Raw genomic sequence first — 16,669 nt, forward strand, 5'->3', positions numbered from 1 at the left:
CCCGGCCTTATGGGTTACGATCCCTCCCGCGCGACATCCTGTTCGAGGGCGGTGAGGCGTTCGGTGCAGATTGTATGGACGTGTCCGCCAAGTTCCTCGACGCGGGCGGCGAGCCATTCGAGCTGCTCGGTGCTGATGCGGTAGTGTTTCGAATAGCGGGCCTTCACATAGGCTTCCTTGAGCTTTTCGAAGAGCGTGCGGTCGGTTTTCCGCTCACGCGGCCATGCGTCCACCAGTCGAAGGTCGAGGCGTTCGGCCTGGGTGCGCAGGAAGCCGAGATTGTGGACGTGTGGCGTGTAGAAGGTCACGACGAGAAGGACGCAGTGATAAAGGCGCTCAGTGGCTTGATGGAGCAAAAATGCCGCGAGCTTGTTATCGCCATCACGGATCGCGTAACCGGCGTTACGTTTGAAGCCCATCGCCGTGGGCATCCACTCCTCGAAATATTCCTTCGCCATGGCCAGCGCCTGTTCGGGCGTCTTCGGCTTGGGCTTGTGCAGTTCGCTGTCCTCGAACTGGTAGAGCGCGACGCCATCGCGTGCGACATCCATGAAGAAATAGCGGCCATGGGCGAGGCCATCGTTCACTTCCTGCAGCGTGTGGACGATGAAATTGACCGGGGTCTTGAGTGTCTTGGTGATCGACAGTTCGCGGTTGAGCCGGTCCTCGAGCTTCAGCCAATAATCGACCCGGTCGGTCAGCCGCTTGTCGTTGACGATGATGAGCAGGTCGAAATCCGACTGGTAGCCTTTGGCCGTATGCGGTTCATCGACCCAGCCGCCGCGCGCATAGCTGCCATAGAGAATGATCTTCTCGATCCGGCCCTTCTTCTTCCACTGATGCTTAGCGAGCGCCAGCGCATCTTCGAATTCCTCGAAAATGATCTGCACGACGCGCTCGATTTCGCGTCTTTTCTGTGCCGGAAGATGATCGAGGCCAGTGCGCATGGAAGATAGCCTAACAGCACATGGTGCGCTTTGCACCCAGGAAACACCAATCATGCCTCAGAAATTGAATCGCGACATATTTGGAGATTTATGGCATAATGTCGCCACTGGGTAATGATTGGCTTCGACACTCACGAGCGAAGGGTTTAAGAGGTACGCGATGACGGTTCAGGTCACGATCACCCCGAACGGCCGGATGAGCTTGCCCGCCGACATCCGCAAGCGCTTGGGCCTTGCCGGCGGCGGTTCGCTGCTCGTCGAAGAGACGCCCGATGGCGTCATCCTGCGAACCGTCGCCCAATCGATCGCGCATGCGCAGGCGCTCGCCAAGAAATACACCGCCGGAAAGCCCGAGGCGTCGGTGGATGCATTCCTTGCGGGTCGCCGCGAGGACTCCGGCGAGTGAGCGAAGCGGTTCTCGATGCGTCGGCGCTGCTGGCATTGCTGAAGGAAGAGGCCGGAGCCGCAAAGGTGGCCGATGCGATTGCCGCATCGCGTATGACCTCGGTCAACTATGCCGAAGTGGTGAGCCATTTCATCCATGCGGGCATGCCTGCAAATGAAGTGGACGCCATGCTGCATCCCTTGCCGATGGCCATTGTCGAAGCGGACCAGGCCTTGGCGACTATCGCTGGAAGGCTGAGGGCCGTGACGGCCGAGGCAGGCCTATCCTTTGGCGACCGATTCTGCCTGGCGCTCGCGCTGCGCGATGGATTGCCCGCTCTCACGGCGGACAAGACGTGGCGGACGATTGCGGACGCCGCTGGCGTGAAAGTCTCGGTGATTCGATAGCGGCGCACCGATCAGCGCCCCCTGAAACGCCTGAACCGCTCCTTCGCATCGGCTTCTTCGACGGCCCGGGCCGCATTGGCGCACTCTTCCCCGCGTACCGTCCCGTCGCGGCAACCTGCGACAATCCGGCGGGCCTCATCCAGATGCGCGGCGAAATATTCGCTACTGCGCGGAACGGCCTGAGCACAGGCCGTCAGGACCAACGGACCCATCAGCACCGCCAGGAACAGTTTCATCATCATTCTTCCTCTCTGTGGTCCGCCCAGGGGATTGAGCGCCATCCGCGGTCCAGCTTCACGCATCAGTGGATCCGGCATAGCGGGCGGCATGGACCAGATCGCCGGCAACGGCGCGGCGGCGGTCATGAGACCGCTCGATTGCCCGCACAAGCCCGGGCCGGTTTCCACCGCGCACGAGCGTTTCAAGAGCGGCCAGTTCCGAATGCGCGTCATCGAGCACGGTTTCCTCATGCCGCCGATAACAGCCGAGGCGCGCGGCCGCATTGCCGAGAGCCCAATGAAGCTCCATGCTTTCGGTCGTACTTGCAATTGCCGTAAACAGGATCGCCGTGCGCTCACCGATACCGTCATGGCCTTGCGGTAAATCCGTGGGCAACGCGATCGCACTCCGCGGTCCAAGTGCAACGCCGATGAGAGCGCGGTGCCAATCTATCAGTCCCCGAAGCTCGGTTTCGCTCAGCAGGGGAACCTGGAACCCTTCGCCGGGCGATGAATGCACGAGCCGCTCACCGGCAAGCCGATTGAGGCTGTCGCGCACGGGCGTCATGCTGACACCCAATTCCTTTGCGAGCCGGGCGGCTTCAAGGCGCTGCCCCGACGGCCAGACGCCGGCGAACAACCGGCACCTTAGCGTGTCGTAGGTCGGCTCGAGAACATAGGCGGGGCTCATAGGTTCAGCCCCCCGACCGGTTGGCCGAAGCCTCTTATCATCTCCGCTTGGTCCGGCCTGAGCGCGTCGATCGCACCGATATGTTCGGGCACCTCCTTGCCGAGCAGGATCGAAGGGCACTGGCCTTCAAAATTGCCGAGATTGGGCCGGTGCTGCGTATAGCCGGCGAGCGCGGACAGTTCGGGCGGGAAAGTACGAGCGACCTCGGGCGGGTAGGCGAGCCACTGATTCTCATAGGGCTTGAGCCATCCAAGGCAGTAACCGATCACGATACCGCGCCGCACATGGCCGGTTCGGTTCGCACCCGCGCCGTGCGTCGTGGACCCAAGAAAACAGATGGCTGAGCCGGGACGGCATTCGGCGACGACCGCCTCGCCCGGTTCCTCGCGCGCCATGCCGTTCGGCCCGTGACTGCGGGGATAGATCTGCGTCGCACCGTTTTCGTGCGTGAAGGGAGTCAGCGGCCAGATCACATTGACGAGATATTCGTGGCTTCCCTTTTCGCCCTGCCACATGTCGTGATCGCGGTGTGGAAACTGGCGCACTTCGCCGGGATGGATCTCGATGGCTTGAGCGACATTGAGTTGGATGCGGTCGCAGGCCGGCGCCAGAATCTCCTCGACCATCGACAGGATTGTCGGATTGAGGACGAGCTGTGCTGCATGAGGCGAGCGCTTGAGCAAACTGCCGAAGCGCTTGGTCCGCTCACCATAGAAGCGACCCTGGCAGAAGGGGGTTGCCGCGAAGATTGGATCAAGATCCGCGTCGAGGGCGGCAAGGGCTCCGGTCGGCAAAGCATCGGGAATGATGCAATATCCCTCGTTGCGGAGTTGGTCGATCCAAGTGGAATCGACGCGGCGGAGAGGATCGAGCTTGCTCATCGGCCGTTCCTGCCTGTGTGGGCCGCCGCCAGCATCAGCCGTGGGGCTTCGTATACGCCACCGGCCCGCAAGCCATCGATCGTTTCGTCATCGATCTGGATGTGAAGCGCAACGAGGCGGCGCGCCTCGTGAACGACGGGCTGGCCCAGTGCTTTGCAGTCCCAGCCGAAACGCCGGATCTGCTCGAACCACTCCTGCTCGGCGACACCGGTATAGGCCGTAATACCCGTCGCCAGCGCATGCTCGGCAAGTGCGGTGACGAGCTGGTTGCGGGCGCTGCGCCGGTCTTCCGCCCGCTGGTGACGGTCCAGGCAGAAACGGGTGATCTCGCGAATGGTGGGGCCAGTCGGCACCGGCCCCGCGCACAGATGCGGATACAGGTCGCCGAGCAGATGGGGGTGGTCGGTCCGCAACAAACGCGTCGATGCGCGATGCCTGACGCCTTGCTCGAGCAGAATGAGATATTCTGCTTGGCGGTCGAACTGATCGACTTCGAACTCGTCGGCAAGGACGGGGAGATCCCATTTCAGAAGGTCGATGAAGACCTCCTTGCGCGCGCGGAACATCGCCCTTAGCGCGCCGTTCTCATCAATCTCGATTTGTTCGCCAATCTCCTCTGGCATGACATGTTCTCCGCGGTTGAAACCGCGTGGGAGAGAACATCGCCCCCAGCGAGCCGCCCATACCAAGAAATGGGGAGAGACAGCGCGCCGAACCGGGGCGGTTGACCGTCAGCTTCGAACCCGCCAGCGGAAAATGTCGGCGAAGCTGATCAGCCCGTCGTACAAGGCACAAAGGATCAGCGACGCGCGCTTGTGTGTTTCGTAGCGTTCGCGGGCATCCTTGAGGTGCTGGATCACCGTTTCATGGCTGATGTCGAGAATCCGGGAGATTTCCCAGTCCGTCTTACCGCGCGCAGCCCAAAGGACGCAGTCGCGCTGCCGGTCCGTTAACCTTGGGGCTGCCGACCGGACCCGCCATCCCGAAAGCTGTCTTGCGCTTGCTATTGCCATTGCGCCGAGCATTTCGGCAACGATCAGCATCGCATGCGGGATCGATCTTTCAAGGCCGGTAACGAACGAGCATGACCCGATAACGTCGCCGGGAAGGTGTCGCGGAACAGTGAACCCGTCGACAAGGCCATGTCGCCTGCCGGTTTCGAAGGTGGTTCTTTCCATCTCGGTCATTGGAACCAGGTCGAGGATGTTTCGCCAGCCAAAGCCCAACACGCTGCGCTCGGCGGCGCGGCGAACCGGATCGGTCGCCGCCAGATTGAAGCCGATATACACATCGGCCCAGCTTGCCGGATAATCATGGACCAGAAGGGACGTGCTGCTGTCGGCCCCGCAGCCGATTTCGAGCGAAAGCGCAAAACGATCGAAACCCATGTCGCAGGTCGCGCGCGCTAATGCCTCACGCAGATGGTCAATCGAAGATGCCGCTAATATGTCGTCGCCGAGTAACTCCACCAAACCAAGTCGCATAGTCCACTACCGCGACCGCAAGCGCGTTCCCAACCCGCCAACTCGTCGGTCGCCTTTCATCTGGTGGACACCAGGTGTCCTGTCTCACCGCTGTGCCTGAAGTCCTGTTGCACACTCCGTTTTCGTTCCATATCCGTACTCGTCGAAGTCCTGCTGCCAGGACGCATTCGACCGGCGGCCGTGGCAATCAGAGCCACTCCTCTCCTTGTGGGCCAACGCCTTATCCGTGTCATGGAGAATCTCATGGAATATCGTCTGCTAGGCCGTTCCGGCCTCAAGATCTCGACACTCACACTCGGCGCCATGACGTTCGGCGGGCTGGGAGCATTCGCCAAGACCGGTGATACTGATCTGGCAGGCGCGCGTCGCCAGATCGACACATGCATAGACGCGGGCGTAAACAGCATCGACACTGCCGATATCTATTCGGCAAGAAAGTCCGAGGAGATCATCGGGGAGGCCCTGACTGACGGTTGAGTATTCCGACATCGGCTCAACCAAAGCGGGTGCAATCGGTCCCATGTAGAGCTACATTTCCATACACGGGGAGGACTGGCCTAAAAACGAAGTACCAGGGCAATGCCCCGCTACCGCAACGCCATGAGGCATGTTCCGGTTTGACGAAACGCCGAATCACTCAAGATTTGTTGCCACGTTGACATCCACCAGAAAGGAAAATGCATGTATAATCGGATTCTCATTTCGACGGACGGATCGGAAGTAGCTCAAAAGGGTGTGGATCATGGCATTGCCTTAGCGAAAGCTCTCGGTGCTGAGGTCACAATCATCACCGTTACGGAGCGCTTGCCTGTGTTTTCCAGCGGAGTGGCTTATGATCTCGCCTGGAGCGACGCCGCATTGACTGAGTATGCCCAAGGTCAGCAGAAGGCGGCGGAAAGCATCTTGGCCGGTGCGAGGCAGTCGGCGGAACGACTGGCAGTGAGCGCCGAAACACTCCATGTTCCTGACGCAGAGGTGGCCGAGGCGATCATCGCCGCCGCGCAAGATCGCCAATGTGGCCTTATCGTCATGGCTTCACATGGACGCAGGGGATTGGGGCGCCTCATGCTCGGCAGTAAGGCATCCGAGGTGCTTACCCATAGCGATATTCCGGTGCTCGTGGTCCGCTGAGACCCTGCCCCCGCAAAAACTCAGCTCTTTCTGAGCGCGTAGGGATTTAAAGGGCCGATCAGAGTCCAGACCCCTAGGCGTTGCGACATCGGAAGTATTCAAATGGCCGGAGGAGAATGAAAGTGCGTGACATCCTATTGCAAGCCAGCACTCATCCCGAGCCTACCCCCAACTGGGCGCTCGAAAAGGTTGCGGATTTGGCGAGGCGCCTTGAAGCCAAAGCCTCGCTAGGCGTTTGTCAGGTTCACATACCTCCGATGTCCAATTGGCTAGCGAACAAACTTTTGAGCATCGACGGCATGATTGCTGGCGAGAACAAAAAAAGCGCTGTGAATGCCGACGCATTGGCAAGCTCATTTAGATCGATTATTCTGGAAAATCTGCTCGGCGATTGCATCGTGATTGATTGTCCCGGCATGGTCACTCATTGGCAGATCGCAGTACGGGCAAGAACCCATGATCTTTCAATCGTGCCTGTCTATGGACATGCAGAGTCGATCGCGGTTGCAGAGGGACTCGTTTTTGAAAGCGGCCGTCCTGTTCTCTTGCTGCCCGAGGCGAGCGAGGTGAAGTTCGAGCGGGTCGCGGTGGCCTGGGACGGGAGCAGCGTTGCTGCGCGAGCGCTGTCCGACTCCATGCCGCTGTTGCGACGGGCAGATTCGGTAACGCTTGTTCAAATCACGGGCGAAAAAGATCTTTCGAAGACCGCGAAATCGTCGGACGCAATCTGCAATCTGAAGCTGCACGGCATCGATGCAGAGGCCGTGGATGTCACGATTGAAGGCAAGGACGCGGCAACCACACTCCAAAACTACTGCGTTCGCGATAGCCGTGATTTGCTCGTCATGGGCGCCTTTGGCCACTCGCGCGCCCGTGAATTTGTCCTTGGAGGAGTGACACGGTCTATCCTTGATGCACCGAAGCTCGCAATCTTCATTTCGCATTGATCGCCATGTTGACGTGCTCGGACATGGCGTTGCTCTGCAACAGTAACGGATTCTGGTTGCGGGTCCGATACCATGATTGACGCTGTTGGTTCCCACAGGCGGCTTTCTAGCCCCCTGTGGGCTCTCGTATAATCATGGTGTCCGACGTCGCACAATTGAGGACGGATTCCGCCATACTTCCAAACATTGCCTTGGAGAAACCGCTACGGCCGTGGGTGCCGAGGACAACGAGATCCGCACCAAGCTCATGGGCAACCTTCTGCACGACCGACTGCGTTTCGCCGTAGCGTAGATGTGAGGTCAGTCTCTCACAGAGACCGAGAGGGATGGCAGCATCGCCCAAGAAACTGTCGAATTCCCCCTGGACCTCCGCTCGCAATGCCGGCTCGTTCTCCTCAACGCTTAGGAAGCCTTCAAACGGCACGTGAAAAGCATGCACCAGATGAATTGCTGCCGTTGGAAACAAAGCCCCTGCCGTGACGAGCGCGTGACGCGAACAGGTTGAAAAGTCGGTTGCCACCACTATCACGCGATAGTCTGATCGCGGACGCTGTTTGACGACAAGCACAGGAGCGGCGGCCTCCCTGATAATACGATCGACAGCCGTTCCGATGAAATAATCTCCCAGTTGATTGAAGCGAGCAACGCCCGTTACGATCAGCCCGCAATCATTCTGCTGCGCCTGCTCCAGGATCACCTCGGGAGCTGAGCCTTCCTTCACCAGTGCCTCAATGTCGGCCGTCGTATCAGGTACGACCGCCCGTACCGCCGCGTTGGCCAAGCTGTCGTCATTGCCAAGCTTCGAGCCAGGCTCGACCACATGGCAGATAAACAGGCGCACCTTCGCACTCTCGGCAAGGAGCGCAGCGCGGTCGACGGCCCGGTCGGACCGCGCGCTCAGATCGGTTGCCACGAGTATCGATTGATGGGTCTCCATGATATCTCCTTCCTGCTAGCCCGCGACTGACGGTTCGGTAGGCTTCATCCCGCACCCCTTGTCAACGAAGGGATGACCAGGACGTCCAGCTCTGCATATCTCAACACCTCCTCCGCCATGCTGCCGAGGAAGAATTTCTCAATCCCGGTTCGGCCGTGCGTGCCGATGACGAGCAGGTCGGCACGCGCTTTCCTGGCAGCCTCCAAAATCGTATCGGAGACCGAGAGCTTGACCGGTTGAACGATTTTTTGGTCGGGCTGAACGCCGACCGCAGAAACGAATGACTGTAAGCTTTGGTTCGCTTCGGCACGCGCGCTCAGAAAATTATCCTCGATGTCATCGGCCGGCATCACCGAACGCTGCATCATGCTATGTTCCGGTGCATCGAGAACGTGCAGCATCGTAATGTGCGCTCCTTCGAGAAAGCCGAGCGTCCGGGCTGCTCTGGTTGCCTCCAGCGAGCATTCAGAAAGATCCGCCGCGATGAGAACTCTTTGATAGGCACCTGCCGGCACGCCGTTGGCCATGAGGACGGGCGCCGCACTTTCGCGGATCGTCCTTTCGGCGGTCGTGCCAAAAAAAATGTCCTTCAACAGATTTCTGCGATGTGGCCCCATAACGACGAGATCAGGTTCCAGATCACGGGTCGCGTCGACCAGCACGCGGAATGGGTCTCCCATGATCACCCGATACGCACATGTGATCTGGTCGCTGGTCGCAACCGTCTGAGCCATCTCCGCCAAAAGTCCTTCGCAACTGTCGCGATGGACGGCCAAGAGCGGTTCGGGAAGCTCGTCATCGAGCGCATGCAAGAGAGTGATCTTGGAGGAAAACTGCCGGGCCACCAGCACTGCGCGGCGCAGTGCGCGGTCGGAACGGGGCGAGAAATCGCTGGCGACGAGGATGTGTTCCATCATGCTCTCCTTGGCGACTTGCGCCGATCATTTCCGGTCCGCTTGGTGCCGGAACGCGACGGGCGTGCGGACCGATGTTCACGGAAAGATTGGAGTACTGCGGACATTCTCGCCAATGCCTCCCGCCGCGCCGATGCGCTTTCAATCTCAGCAAGCTCGCGCTTCAGCCTCGTGGCGAAGTCTGCATAATCATTCTGCCAGTCCCGCGTAACCGCCTCCTGCACTTCAATGCGGCCCGTCTTCAAACGGCGGGCGGGAGTTCCTTTTGACAGTGCATAGCTCTCACCGATCCGGGGCAGGATGATCGATTGCGTCAGATCCGCCGCTTGCGCCAGCCGCCGCAGCGCCTCGGTCGAACCAGACTCCCCATGCGTCAGGAAAAGGCTGCCTTCGATCGGCTTCCGCGCATCCATCCAGCGCAATAGATCCTCCTGATCCGCATGGGCCGAGTAGCTGTCGATACGGCGGACCTGCGCTTTCACGACGACGTCGTGGCCGGATATGCGGACGCGGTTCGCCCCGTCGAGGATGGTGCGACCCAGCGATCCTCCGGCCTGGAAACCGACGAAGAGAATCGTGGACTGACGCCGGCCGAGATTATGCCGCAGATGATGCCGGATTCTTCCGGCCTCGCACATGCCCGATGCCGCCATGATGATGGCGCCGGACATCTGGTTCAGCCGCATCGATTCCGCCGCGCTCGCCACATAGTGGAAGGATGGGTGCCTGAAGACCTCTCCGCTGCCCATGTCCTCCAGATCATGCGCGTGCTTTGCGAAGACCTCCGTGGCCCGGCTCGCGAGAGGGGAGTCGATGAACACGCGCGGATGAGCTAGACGTCCACTGTTGATGAGGCTGGCGATATCCAGCAGCAGTTCCTGGGTTCTCTCAAGCGCGAACACCGGAATGACGAGATTGCCGCCCCGTGTCAGCGCTGCCTTGATCTCGGCTTCGAGCAATGTGCGCCGCTGCTCGATCGTGATGTCTTCGCGGACCCGGTCCCCGTAAGTGCTTTCGCATATGATATGATCGAATCCCGAAGGGGCCTCTGGATCGGGGTGGAACGCCTTGTGATCCGGCCCCAGATCACCCGAAAAGAGCATTCGGCTGCCGCCAGCCTCCAGTTCCACCGATGTCGAGCCGAGAATGTGGCCCGCATTCCACAGTCGCGCCTTGAAACCCGGGGCCGGTTCGAACCACTGCCTGAGACCTATGGCGTGGGCTTGCTCTAAGGCTGCCACGGCGTCAGCTTCAGTGTAGATGGGTTCGATCGCGGGTTCGTCGGCGCGATCCGCCCGGCGATTTCTTCGTTCCGCTTCATACTCCTGAATGCGTCCTGCATCCGGAAGCATGTGATATAATAGATCGCGGGTCGCGGAAGTGCAGAAGATGGGGCCGGAATAGCCTGCCGCTACAAGTTTGGGCAGCAGGCCGCTATGATCGATATGGGCATGGGTCAGGATGACCGCAGAAAGGGCACCGGCATTGAAGGTGAACGGTTCGCGATTGAGTGTCTCAATGGTCCGAGTTCCCTGAAACAGTCCGCAGTCGATAAGGATGCGGCGCTCGCCGTAGAGAAGCTCCATGCAAGAGCCGGTGACCGTCCCTGCTGCTCCATGGAAAGTGATGCTTGCATGCGCTGCCATTTCATTCCTCTCGCTGGAATTTACTCGCAGTTTTTCGACTTAACGCCGGCCAGTTGTTAACATTCTGGCCGAATCGAACGCTCAAGGCCAGTCCGAGGAGCAATAAATGACGGCTATCGCAACGCTGACGCTCAATCCCACCATCGACGGATCCAGCGAGGCCGAGACCGTCCGACACACTCACAAGGTCCGTACGTCCAATGAACGGTTCGATCCGGGCGGCGGCGGCATCAATGTCGCACGGGTTCTCGCGCGCCTGGGCTGCGATGTCGAGGCGGTGTATCTCGCCGGTGGGGTAACCGGACCCGTGCTCGGCGGCCTGCTGGATCGGGCCGGCGTCCCGAAACGATGCGTGGAAATCGCAGGAGACACGCGCATCAGCCTCGCCGTCCATGAGCAGGAAACGGGCAAGGAATACCGCTTCGTGCCTGCGGGGCCGGAACTGACCTTCGAGGAATGTCAGCGGTGCCTTGACGCCGTTTCCCAGTTGACCTGCTCATGGCTCGTTGTCAGCGGCTCGCTGCCGCGCGGCGTACCGGATGATTTCTATGCCGACATAATCGAAATCGCCCAAACGAGAAACATGCGACTGGTGCTCGACACGTCCGGGCCGGCTCTCAAGGCTGCGCTCGCTCGCGGTGGGGTCTATCTGGTGAAGCCGAGCCTCGGTGAGATGGAGCAACTTGTCGGCACGTCGCTTCGGGATTCCGGGCGGATCATCGCCGAGGCCAAGCGTGTTGTTGAATCCGGTGGCGCCGAGGTCATTGCCGTTACCATGGGCCATCAAGGTGCCATAATGGCGCATGCGGGAGGGGTCCTGACGCTTCCCGCCCTCGCCGTTGAGGTGCGAAGCGCTGTGGGCGCGGGTGACAGCTTTGTCGCTGGCATGACACACGGGCTGGCCATTGGGCACAGCGTCGAGGATGCCTTCCGCCTCGGGATCGCGGCGGGTACCGCTGCGGTGATGACGCCCGGCACCGACCTTTGCCGTCGCGAAGATGTCGAGCGCTTGACTGCTGCTATCGGGATATCCGGTTATTGACGGAGGGTAGGATGAAAGTCGCGGTATTCAGCACGAAACCATACGACAGGGATTTCCTCGTCACGGCCAATCGAGAAGGCGGAGACCGGCATGAACTCCTGTTTCTGGAACCGCGACTGAGCTTCGAGACCGCACCGCTCGCCGGAGATGCGAAGGCCGTCTGCGCCTTCGTGAACGATACGCTGGACCGTTCCGTCCTGGAGAGATTGAGCCACCATGGCGTTGGGATCGTCGCGCTGCGATCGGCGGGGTTCAATCATGTCGATCTCGTTGCGGCGCATGATCTCGGCATCGTGATCGCCCGTGTCCCGGCCTATTCTCCCGAGGCGGTCGCGGAACATACGGTTGTCAAACGGCGTTCAAAAGGGACCCCCGATCGGCGTCGAAGAGGGACCCCCTTTTCAGATAATATGATGCTGGTTTGTTGAAGATGGCCTTGCGCTGCGTGCGGCGGAGGGCGGGCGTAGCCCGACCGGAGGCGCGCGCAGCGCAAGATAGATTTTTGAAGGCGCCGAAGGTGGCTGTCAGCTGCGGTTTTTGAAGCGCCAGCTGTCGTTGCCCGTCTCGACGATATCGCAGTGGTGGGTGACGCGGTCGAGCAGCGCCGTGGTCATCTTGGGATCGCCGAACACGGTCGGCCATTCGCCGAAGGCGAGGTTCGTGGTGATGATGACGCTGGTCCGCTCATAAAGCTTGCTGATGAGGTGGAACAGCAACTGCCCTCCCGAGCGGGCGAACGGCAGATAACCGAGCTCGTCGAGAACGATCAGGTCGAGCCGCGACAGCTGCGCCGCCAGGGTCCCGCCTTTGCCGATCCGGGTCTCCTCTTCGAGGCGTGTCACCAGATCGACGGTGTTGAAGTAGCGGGCGCGAGCGCCCCTTCGCACGACATTGGCGGTGATCGCGATGGCGAGGTGGGTCTTGCCTGTCCCCGTGCCGCCGACCAGCACGATATTGCGGCGAGGCGGGAGGAAGGAGCCATCGTGAAGGGAGCGGATCATCTCCTCATTGATCGGTGTGCCCTCGAAGCTGAACCGCTCCAGGTCCTTCACCACGGGCAGCCTCGCAGCCGTCATCCGATAGCGGATGGAGGCTGCATCCCGGTGGGTCGCCTCAGCACGGAGCAGGTCGGTCAGTATCTCCATGGTGGTGCGCTTGCGCTGGAGGCCGGTGGTGACCGCCTCGTCGAACGCCGCCGCCATGCCCTTGAGTCCGAGGCCGCGCATCGTGTCGATCATATCATGCCGCTGCATCATAGCCTCGCAGCAGATCATAGCGGGCACAGTCGGCGAGCGGAGGATGCTGCAGCATCCGGTCTTCCGAAGTGACGATGCTGTGGGGTGTCGCCGGCTCGCGGCGCCGGGAGAGGATGTTGAGGATCAGCTCGTCGCTGGCCGTTCCGTTCGCCAACGCTTCGCGCACGGCAGCCTCTACCGGCTCCAGGCCATCGGTGAGCACCGCCGAGAGGACCCGCACGAACCTGCGATCGGCCTCGTCCCCGGTGCCGAGCCTTCGCCGTAATCGGTGCAGGGCGGGCGGCAGATCCCAGTCCTGGAACGGTGCGCCGTTACGCAGCGCGCCGGGCTTGTGCGCGAGGACCGGCAGATAATGCCAGGGATCGTATATCGTGCGGTTCCGACCGAAGTGGCGCTCATGCTCCCCGACGATCGCATCGCCGCAGCGTATGACGATGCGATCGGCATAGGAGCGCACCTGAACGGTCCGGCGTGCGGCCGTCGACATGACCGAGTAGCGGTTGCGATCGAAGCTGATGAGGCAGGTGCCGGTGACGGCATGCTCGCTCTCATGGAAGCCGTCGAACGGTGCCAGGATCGGCTGCAGGGCCGGTCGCTCCATATCCAGCGCCTCGGCGACGGTAATATCCCCGCGTTCGGGATGGGCATGATGCTCGGCCCAGCGCCGGCACTCGGCCTCCAGCCACCCGTTGAGCTCGGCCAGGCTGGCGAACCGGAGCCGCGGCTGGAAGAAGCGGCCTCGGATTGTCTGGACCTGCTGCTCGACCTGGCCCTTCTCCCATCCCGCCGCCGGCGAGCAGGCGGTCGGCTCGACCATGTAATGATCGGTCATGATCAGGAAGCGGCGGTTGAACACACGCTCCTTGCCGGTGAACACGGCCGTCACCGCCGTCTTCATATTATCGTAGATACCGCGTCGCGGCACACCGCCGAAGAACGCGAACGCCCGGGCATGGGCATCGAACAGCATCTCCTGGCCCTCGCGCGGATAGGCCCGGACATAGGGTGCGCGCGAGTCGCAGAGACGCATATGCGCCACCTTCACCCGCATCGGCTTGCCGGCGATCTCCACATCCTCGTGGCTCCAGTCGAACTGGTAGGCCTCACCCGGCTGGAAGGTCATCGGGATGAACGCCGGTGCGCCTTCGCCAGCATCCTTCCGCCGCGCAGCACGCCAGCGCGCCGCATAGCGGCGCACCGCATCATAGGATCCATCGAACCCCTCGCGCACCAGCAGGTCATGGATACGCGTCATCCGTAGCCGATCGCGGCGGCCGCGACCTTCGTTCTCCTCAAGCAGCGCATCGAGACGATCCTGATAAGGACCGATCCGCGGCAGCGGCTGGACTTTGCGCTGATAGTTGAACGCCGCCTCCGGCGACCGGATCGCTTTGCGGACGACCTTCCGCGACAAACGAAGGTCACGAGCGATCGCCTTGATCGCCTTACCCGCTGCATGCTCACGCCGAATCCGAACCACTGTCTCCACGATCAACATCCCGTTCTCGCCAACTGATCAAAACCAGTCGGCCGACTAAATCCCCGGGATGAAGGGGTCCTTTTTGCACGCCGATCACCCCACGAAGGGGGTGCCTATTGCACGCTGATCCTCACATACGGTCGCACTCATGCTGTCGCTGAATCGCAAGATTCATCGTGCTCATGCGCGGGTCCGGGAAGGGAACTTCGCTCTCGACGGATTGCTGGGTTTCAACCTGGCAGGACGTAGCGTCGGCATCATAGGCATAGGAAAAATCGGGATATGCGTGGCGCGCATAATGCGCGGTTTCGGCTGCAATTTGCTGGGTTTCGATCCCGATCCCGTCGCGGAGTTTACTGAGCTCGGTGGCTCTTATGTCGAATTGGACGATCTTCTCGCCCGTTCCGATGTAGTTACGTTGCATTGCCCGCTGACACCGCAGACCCATCATCTCATCGATACGGCACAGATCGATATGATGAAGCCGGGCGTCATGGTCATAAACACCGGGCGCGGCGCGCTTGTTCAGACCCGCGCCCTCATCCGAGGACTGAAGGCCGGCAAAATCGGCCATGTTGGCCTTGATGTCTATGAAGAGGAGAGTGACCTCTTCTTTGAAAACCTGTCAGACCAAATCATCCAGGATGATGTTTTCGCGCGGCTACTGACCTTCCCGAACGTATTGATAACGGGGCATCAGGCATTCTTCACGCAGGAAGCCCTAACCTCCATAGCTGAAACAACGATCGATAATCTTTCGCAGTTCGAGTCCACTGGTCGCGCCGCTCACCCGATCTCAATTGAAATGCTGGCTTGAGAAGTGGCAGCCCTGCTTGCGCTGCTCCCGATCGGCCTGCTCCTGCTGTGCATGGCGGTGTTGGGATGGTCGGCGGCGCGATCCGGCCTGATCAGCGCTGTTGCCGCAGTTGTCATTGCGATCCTGGCCTTTGGATATGTGCCGGATATGATGAGCTTGGCAGGCCCCCTGCTCGAAGCCGCGTTCATGACAGCGACGATCCTTTGGATCATCTTTCCCGCTCTGGCCTTGTACGAGGTACAGGCCCGGTCCAGCGCGTCCGAACGTCTTGGCATCTGGCTGGCTTCAGTGTCCGACAAGCAGCAAGTGACGGTGATCATTCTGGCGTGGTTCTTCGCCCTGCTGCTCGAAGGCGCTGCCGGGTTCGGTACGCCCGTTGCATTGGTCGCTCCCATGCTCGTGGGGTTCGGCTTTTCACCGCACCGCGCACTGGTCCTCGCCCTGATCGGCCATGCCGCAGGTGTGTCCTTCGGCGCAGTCGGCACGCCAATCTTGCCACTGCTGAGCCTGCGCCCCGTCAATGCCGGACAACTGGCGCTCATGATCATGCTCTTGCATGCGGCGCTTGGCTGGTCTCTGGTTTTGGTCGTGTCTCTCCTGGCCCGGCGCAATAAGGGCGATCATGATCCGACTGTCGTAGCGATCGCCGCGCTTTGCTTTTTTCTGCCTGCACTGGGCCTCGCGTGGTTGACCGGCCCCGAATTGCCTACGCTCGGCGGCGCCCTCATTGGCGGCGTCATGTTCGCGGCCTTCGCCAAAGGGCGGAGGCCTGCGAATTCTGCGGTGGCCGATCCAGGGACGAAGGAGGTCATGAGTGCCGTCCTGCCCTATATCCTCATCCTTGTGGCGATCACGGCAACTCGCACTGTGCCGACGCTCACGACCTTACTGCAGTCCATTGTTCTCGACTGGAAGCTGACGGATCGCTTCACGGGTTCGGTTATGCCGCTATATCATCCCGGCACGATGCTTATGCTCGCCTTGGCAGCGACAGCGACAGCGAGCCGGGAGAGGCGGCGCGTAATACTGCCTTCGCTGATCCACGCGGCGCGGCGGCTTCCGATGGTAAGCGTCGCGCTCGTTTCCGTTCTGCTGCTTTCGCGTATCTTGGTGCACAGCGGCATGATCGATGTTCTAGCCCAGACGGCAGCAAGCATTTTCGGTTCGGCTTGGCCGCTGGCCATCCCGCTGGTCGCGGCCCTTGGTTCCTTCATTACCGGTTCGGCCACTGCTTCGAACATCCTGTTCGGCGGCTTTCAGTTGACTGCAGCAGAGGCAACGCAGCTTCCACCGCTGAGTGCGCTCGTCGGCCAAGGTTTTGGAGCCGCTATCGGCAACATTATAGCTCCGCACAACATCGTAGCCGGCGCAGCGACCGTGGGGCTGATCGGGCGCGAAGGGCGTGTGCTCAAGAAAACCTTCCCTCTATGCCTTGTTTACGCTTTGGCGGGAGGGTTGCTGCTGCTGGCATGGGGGCAGGTCTGAA

The 16,669-nt window shown here is 60.8% G+C and carries 20 protein-coding genes; 9 read left to right on the forward strand and 11 right to left on the reverse strand.

Annotation, left to right across the window (positions count from 1 at the left end; genetic code table 11):
- Positions 1-14: 14 nt before the first annotated feature.
- Entirely contained in the window at positions 15-947 is a 933-nt protein-coding gene (locus tag AC07X9_RS14310) for a nucleotidyltransferase and HEPN domain-containing protein (RefSeq protein ID WP_086485878.1), read from the reverse strand.
- Positions 948-1,107: 160 nt separating this feature from the next.
- On the opposite strand from AC07X9_RS14310, the gene AC07X9_RS14315 reads away from it, so the two are divergent.
- On the forward strand, positions 1,108-1,353 hold the full coding sequence (locus AC07X9_RS14315; protein WP_011542865.1) for an AbrB/MazE/SpoVT family DNA-binding domain-containing protein: 246 nt from the start codon (positions 1,108-1,110) through the stop codon (positions 1,351-1,353).
- Complete coding sequence (locus AC07X9_RS14320) at positions 1,350-1,739, forward strand: type II toxin-antitoxin system VapC family toxin (RefSeq protein ID WP_086485879.1); 390 nt, start codon at positions 1,350-1,352, stop codon at positions 1,737-1,739. The genes AC07X9_RS14315 and AC07X9_RS14320 overlap by 4 nt, the downstream gene beginning before the upstream one ends.
- An 11-nt stretch (positions 1,740-1,750) precedes the next feature.
- Here AC07X9_RS14320 and AC07X9_RS14325 read toward each other — a convergent pair whose 3' ends face one another.
- The 5 genes from AC07X9_RS14325 to AC07X9_RS14345 all read right to left on the reverse strand — a co-directional run bounded on the left by AC07X9_RS14325 (position 1,751) and on the right by AC07X9_RS14345 (position 4,998).
- Entirely contained in the window at positions 1,751-1,981 is a 231-nt protein-coding gene (locus AC07X9_RS14325) for an EexN family lipoprotein (RefSeq protein WP_254908080.1), read from the reverse strand.
- 52 nt (positions 1,982-2,033) lie between these two features.
- On the reverse strand, positions 2,034-2,648 hold the full coding sequence (locus tag AC07X9_RS14330) for a GntR family transcriptional regulator (protein WP_086485880.1): 615 nt from the start codon (positions 2,646-2,648) through the stop codon (positions 2,034-2,036).
- Complete coding sequence (locus tag AC07X9_RS14335) at positions 2,645-3,529, reverse strand: phytanoyl-CoA dioxygenase family protein (RefSeq protein WP_086485881.1); 885 nt, start codon at positions 3,527-3,529, stop codon at positions 2,645-2,647. The genes AC07X9_RS14330 and AC07X9_RS14335 overlap by 4 nt, the downstream gene beginning before the upstream one ends.
- Entirely contained in the window at positions 3,526-4,152 is a 627-nt protein-coding gene (locus tag AC07X9_RS14340; protein ID WP_086485882.1) for an acyl-homoserine-lactone synthase, read from the reverse strand. The genes AC07X9_RS14335 and AC07X9_RS14340 overlap by 4 nt, the downstream gene beginning before the upstream one ends.
- A 108-nt stretch (positions 4,153-4,260) precedes the next feature.
- A complete protein-coding gene (locus AC07X9_RS14345) occupies positions 4,261-4,998 on the reverse strand; it encodes a LuxR family transcriptional regulator (RefSeq protein ID WP_495197985.1) in 738 nt (245 codons plus the stop codon).
- Positions 4,999-5,256: 258 nt separating this feature from the next.
- Here AC07X9_RS14345 and AC07X9_RS14350 point away from each other — a divergent pair, with 258 nt between their 5' ends.
- From AC07X9_RS14350 to AC07X9_RS14360, 3 genes are all read left to right on the forward strand, one after another.
- Complete coding sequence (locus AC07X9_RS14350; protein WP_254908081.1) at positions 5,257-5,490, forward strand: aldo/keto reductase; 234 nt, start codon at positions 5,257-5,259, stop codon at positions 5,488-5,490.
- 204 nt (positions 5,491-5,694) lie between these two features.
- The gene (locus tag AC07X9_RS14355) at positions 5,695-6,144 is read left to right on the forward strand and encodes a universal stress protein (RefSeq protein ID WP_086485884.1); all 450 of its coding nucleotides are present in this window, start codon (positions 5,695-5,697) and stop codon (positions 6,142-6,144) included.
- A gap of 116 nt (positions 6,145-6,260) precedes the next feature.
- On the forward strand, positions 6,261-7,091 hold the full coding sequence (locus AC07X9_RS14360) for a universal stress protein (RefSeq protein WP_086485885.1): 831 nt from the start codon (positions 6,261-6,263) through the stop codon (positions 7,089-7,091).
- A 106-nt stretch (positions 7,092-7,197) separates the two neighbouring features.
- On the opposite strand, the gene AC07X9_RS14365 is transcribed toward AC07X9_RS14360, so the two are convergent.
- Genes AC07X9_RS14365 through AC07X9_RS14375 form a run of 3 tightly spaced genes read right to left on the reverse strand, consistent with a single transcriptional unit; the run spans position 7,198 to position 10,528 of the window.
- A complete protein-coding gene (locus tag AC07X9_RS14365; protein ID WP_086485886.1) occupies positions 7,198-8,028 on the reverse strand; it encodes a universal stress protein in 831 nt (276 codons plus the stop codon).
- A 44-nt stretch (positions 8,029-8,072) separates the two neighbouring features.
- A complete protein-coding gene (locus AC07X9_RS14370; protein ID WP_086485887.1) occupies positions 8,073-8,945 on the reverse strand; it encodes a universal stress protein in 873 nt (290 codons plus the stop codon).
- Positions 8,942-10,528 (reverse strand): MBL fold metallo-hydrolase RNA specificity domain-containing protein, encoded by a 1,587-nt coding sequence (locus AC07X9_RS14375; RefSeq protein ID WP_217884251.1) that lies wholly within the window; start codon positions 10,526-10,528, stop codon positions 8,942-8,944. Before AC07X9_RS14375 ends, AC07X9_RS14370 begins: the two co-directional genes overlap by 4 nt.
- A gap of 166 nt (positions 10,529-10,694) precedes the next feature.
- Between AC07X9_RS14375 and AC07X9_RS14380 the strand changes: the two genes are divergently transcribed.
- Positions 10,695-11,630: a 1-phosphofructokinase family hexose kinase gene (locus tag AC07X9_RS14380; RefSeq protein ID WP_086485889.1), complete on the forward strand. Its 936-nt coding sequence runs from the start codon at positions 10,695-10,697 to the stop codon at positions 11,628-11,630.
- 11 nt (positions 11,631-11,641) lie between these two features.
- On the forward strand, positions 11,642-12,058 hold the full coding sequence (locus tag AC07X9_RS14385; RefSeq protein ID WP_086485890.1) for a Rossmann-fold NAD(P)-binding domain-containing protein: 417 nt from the start codon (positions 11,642-11,644) through the stop codon (positions 12,056-12,058).
- 96 nt (positions 12,059-12,154) lie between these two features.
- Here the strand turns inward: AC07X9_RS14385 and istB are convergent, their stop codons facing one another.
- Together istB and istA are read right to left on the reverse strand one after the other, a co-directional pair.
- Entirely contained in the window at positions 12,155-12,883 is a 729-nt protein-coding gene (gene istB, locus AC07X9_RS14390) for an IS21-like element helper ATPase IstB (protein ID WP_031304487.1), read from the reverse strand.
- Entirely contained in the window at positions 12,870-14,384 is a 1,515-nt protein-coding gene (istA, locus tag AC07X9_RS14395; RefSeq protein ID WP_021238707.1) for an IS21 family transposase, read from the reverse strand. The genes istB and istA overlap by 14 nt, the downstream gene beginning before the upstream one ends.
- Before the next feature lie 130 nt (positions 14,385-14,514).
- Between istA and AC07X9_RS14400 the strand changes: the two genes are divergently transcribed.
- Together AC07X9_RS14400 and AC07X9_RS14405 are read left to right on the forward strand one after the other, a co-directional pair.
- Positions 14,515-15,183 carry an NAD(P)-dependent oxidoreductase gene (locus AC07X9_RS14400; protein ID WP_086485891.1) on the forward strand — a complete coding sequence of 223 codons (669 nt, stop codon included), beginning with the start codon at positions 14,515-14,517 and terminating at the stop codon, positions 15,181-15,183.
- Between the two features lie 3 nt (positions 15,184-15,186).
- Complete coding sequence (locus AC07X9_RS14405) at positions 15,187-16,668, forward strand: L-lactate permease (RefSeq protein ID WP_086485892.1); 1,482 nt, start codon at positions 15,187-15,189, stop codon at positions 16,666-16,668.
- The last annotated feature ends 1 nt before the right edge of the window (position 16,669 follow it).

This window comes from Sphingobium sp. GW456-12-10-14-TSB1, assembly GCF_059424385.1.

Coding starts and splice junctions, on each gene's coding strand:
- istA (WP_021238707.1), bottom strand. CDS start 14,384: ATGTTGATCGTGGAGACAGTGGTTCGGATTCGGCGTGAGCATGCAGCG.
- AC07X9_RS14350 (WP_254908081.1), top strand. CDS start 5,257: ATGGAATATCGTCTGCTAGGCCGTTCCGGCCTCAAGATCTCGACACTC.
- AC07X9_RS14325 (WP_254908080.1), bottom strand. CDS start 1,981: ATGATGATGAAACTGTTCCTGGCGGTGCTGATGGGTCCGTTGGTCCTG.
- AC07X9_RS14385 (WP_086485890.1), top strand. CDS start 11,642: ATGAAAGTCGCGGTATTCAGCACGAAACCATACGACAGGGATTTCCTC.
- AC07X9_RS14310 (WP_086485878.1), bottom strand. CDS start 947: ATGCGCACTGGCCTCGATCATCTTCCGGCACAGAAAAGACGCGAAATC.
- AC07X9_RS14340 (WP_086485882.1), bottom strand. CDS start 4,152: ATGCCAGAGGAGATTGGCGAACAAATCGAGATTGATGAGAACGGCGCG.
- istB (WP_031304487.1), bottom strand. CDS start 12,883: ATGCAGCGGCATGATATGATCGACACGATGCGCGGCCTCGGACTCAAG.
- AC07X9_RS14360 (WP_086485885.1), top strand. CDS start 6,261: ATGAAAGTGCGTGACATCCTATTGCAAGCCAGCACTCATCCCGAGCCT.
- AC07X9_RS14375 (WP_217884251.1), bottom strand. CDS start 10,528: ATGGAGCTTCTCTACGGCGAGCGCCGCATCCTTATCGACTGCGGACTG.
- AC07X9_RS14355 (WP_086485884.1), top strand. CDS start 5,695: ATGTATAATCGGATTCTCATTTCGACGGACGGATCGGAAGTAGCTCAA.
- AC07X9_RS14400 (WP_086485891.1), top strand. CDS start 14,515: ATGCTGTCGCTGAATCGCAAGATTCATCGTGCTCATGCGCGGGTCCGG.
- AC07X9_RS14335 (WP_086485881.1), bottom strand. CDS start 3,529: ATGAGCAAGCTCGATCCTCTCCGCCGCGTCGATTCCACTTGGATCGAC.
- AC07X9_RS14315 (WP_011542865.1), top strand. CDS start 1,108: ATGACGGTTCAGGTCACGATCACCCCGAACGGCCGGATGAGCTTGCCC.
- AC07X9_RS14380 (WP_086485889.1), top strand. CDS start 10,695: ATGACGGCTATCGCAACGCTGACGCTCAATCCCACCATCGACGGATCC.
- AC07X9_RS14370 (WP_086485887.1), bottom strand. CDS start 8,945: ATGATGGAACACATCCTCGTCGCCAGCGATTTCTCGCCCCGTTCCGAC.
- AC07X9_RS14365 (WP_086485886.1), bottom strand. CDS start 8,028: ATGGAGACCCATCAATCGATACTCGTGGCAACCGATCTGAGCGCGCGG.
- AC07X9_RS14330 (WP_086485880.1), bottom strand. CDS start 2,648: ATGAGCCCCGCCTATGTTCTCGAGCCGACCTACGACACGCTAAGGTGC.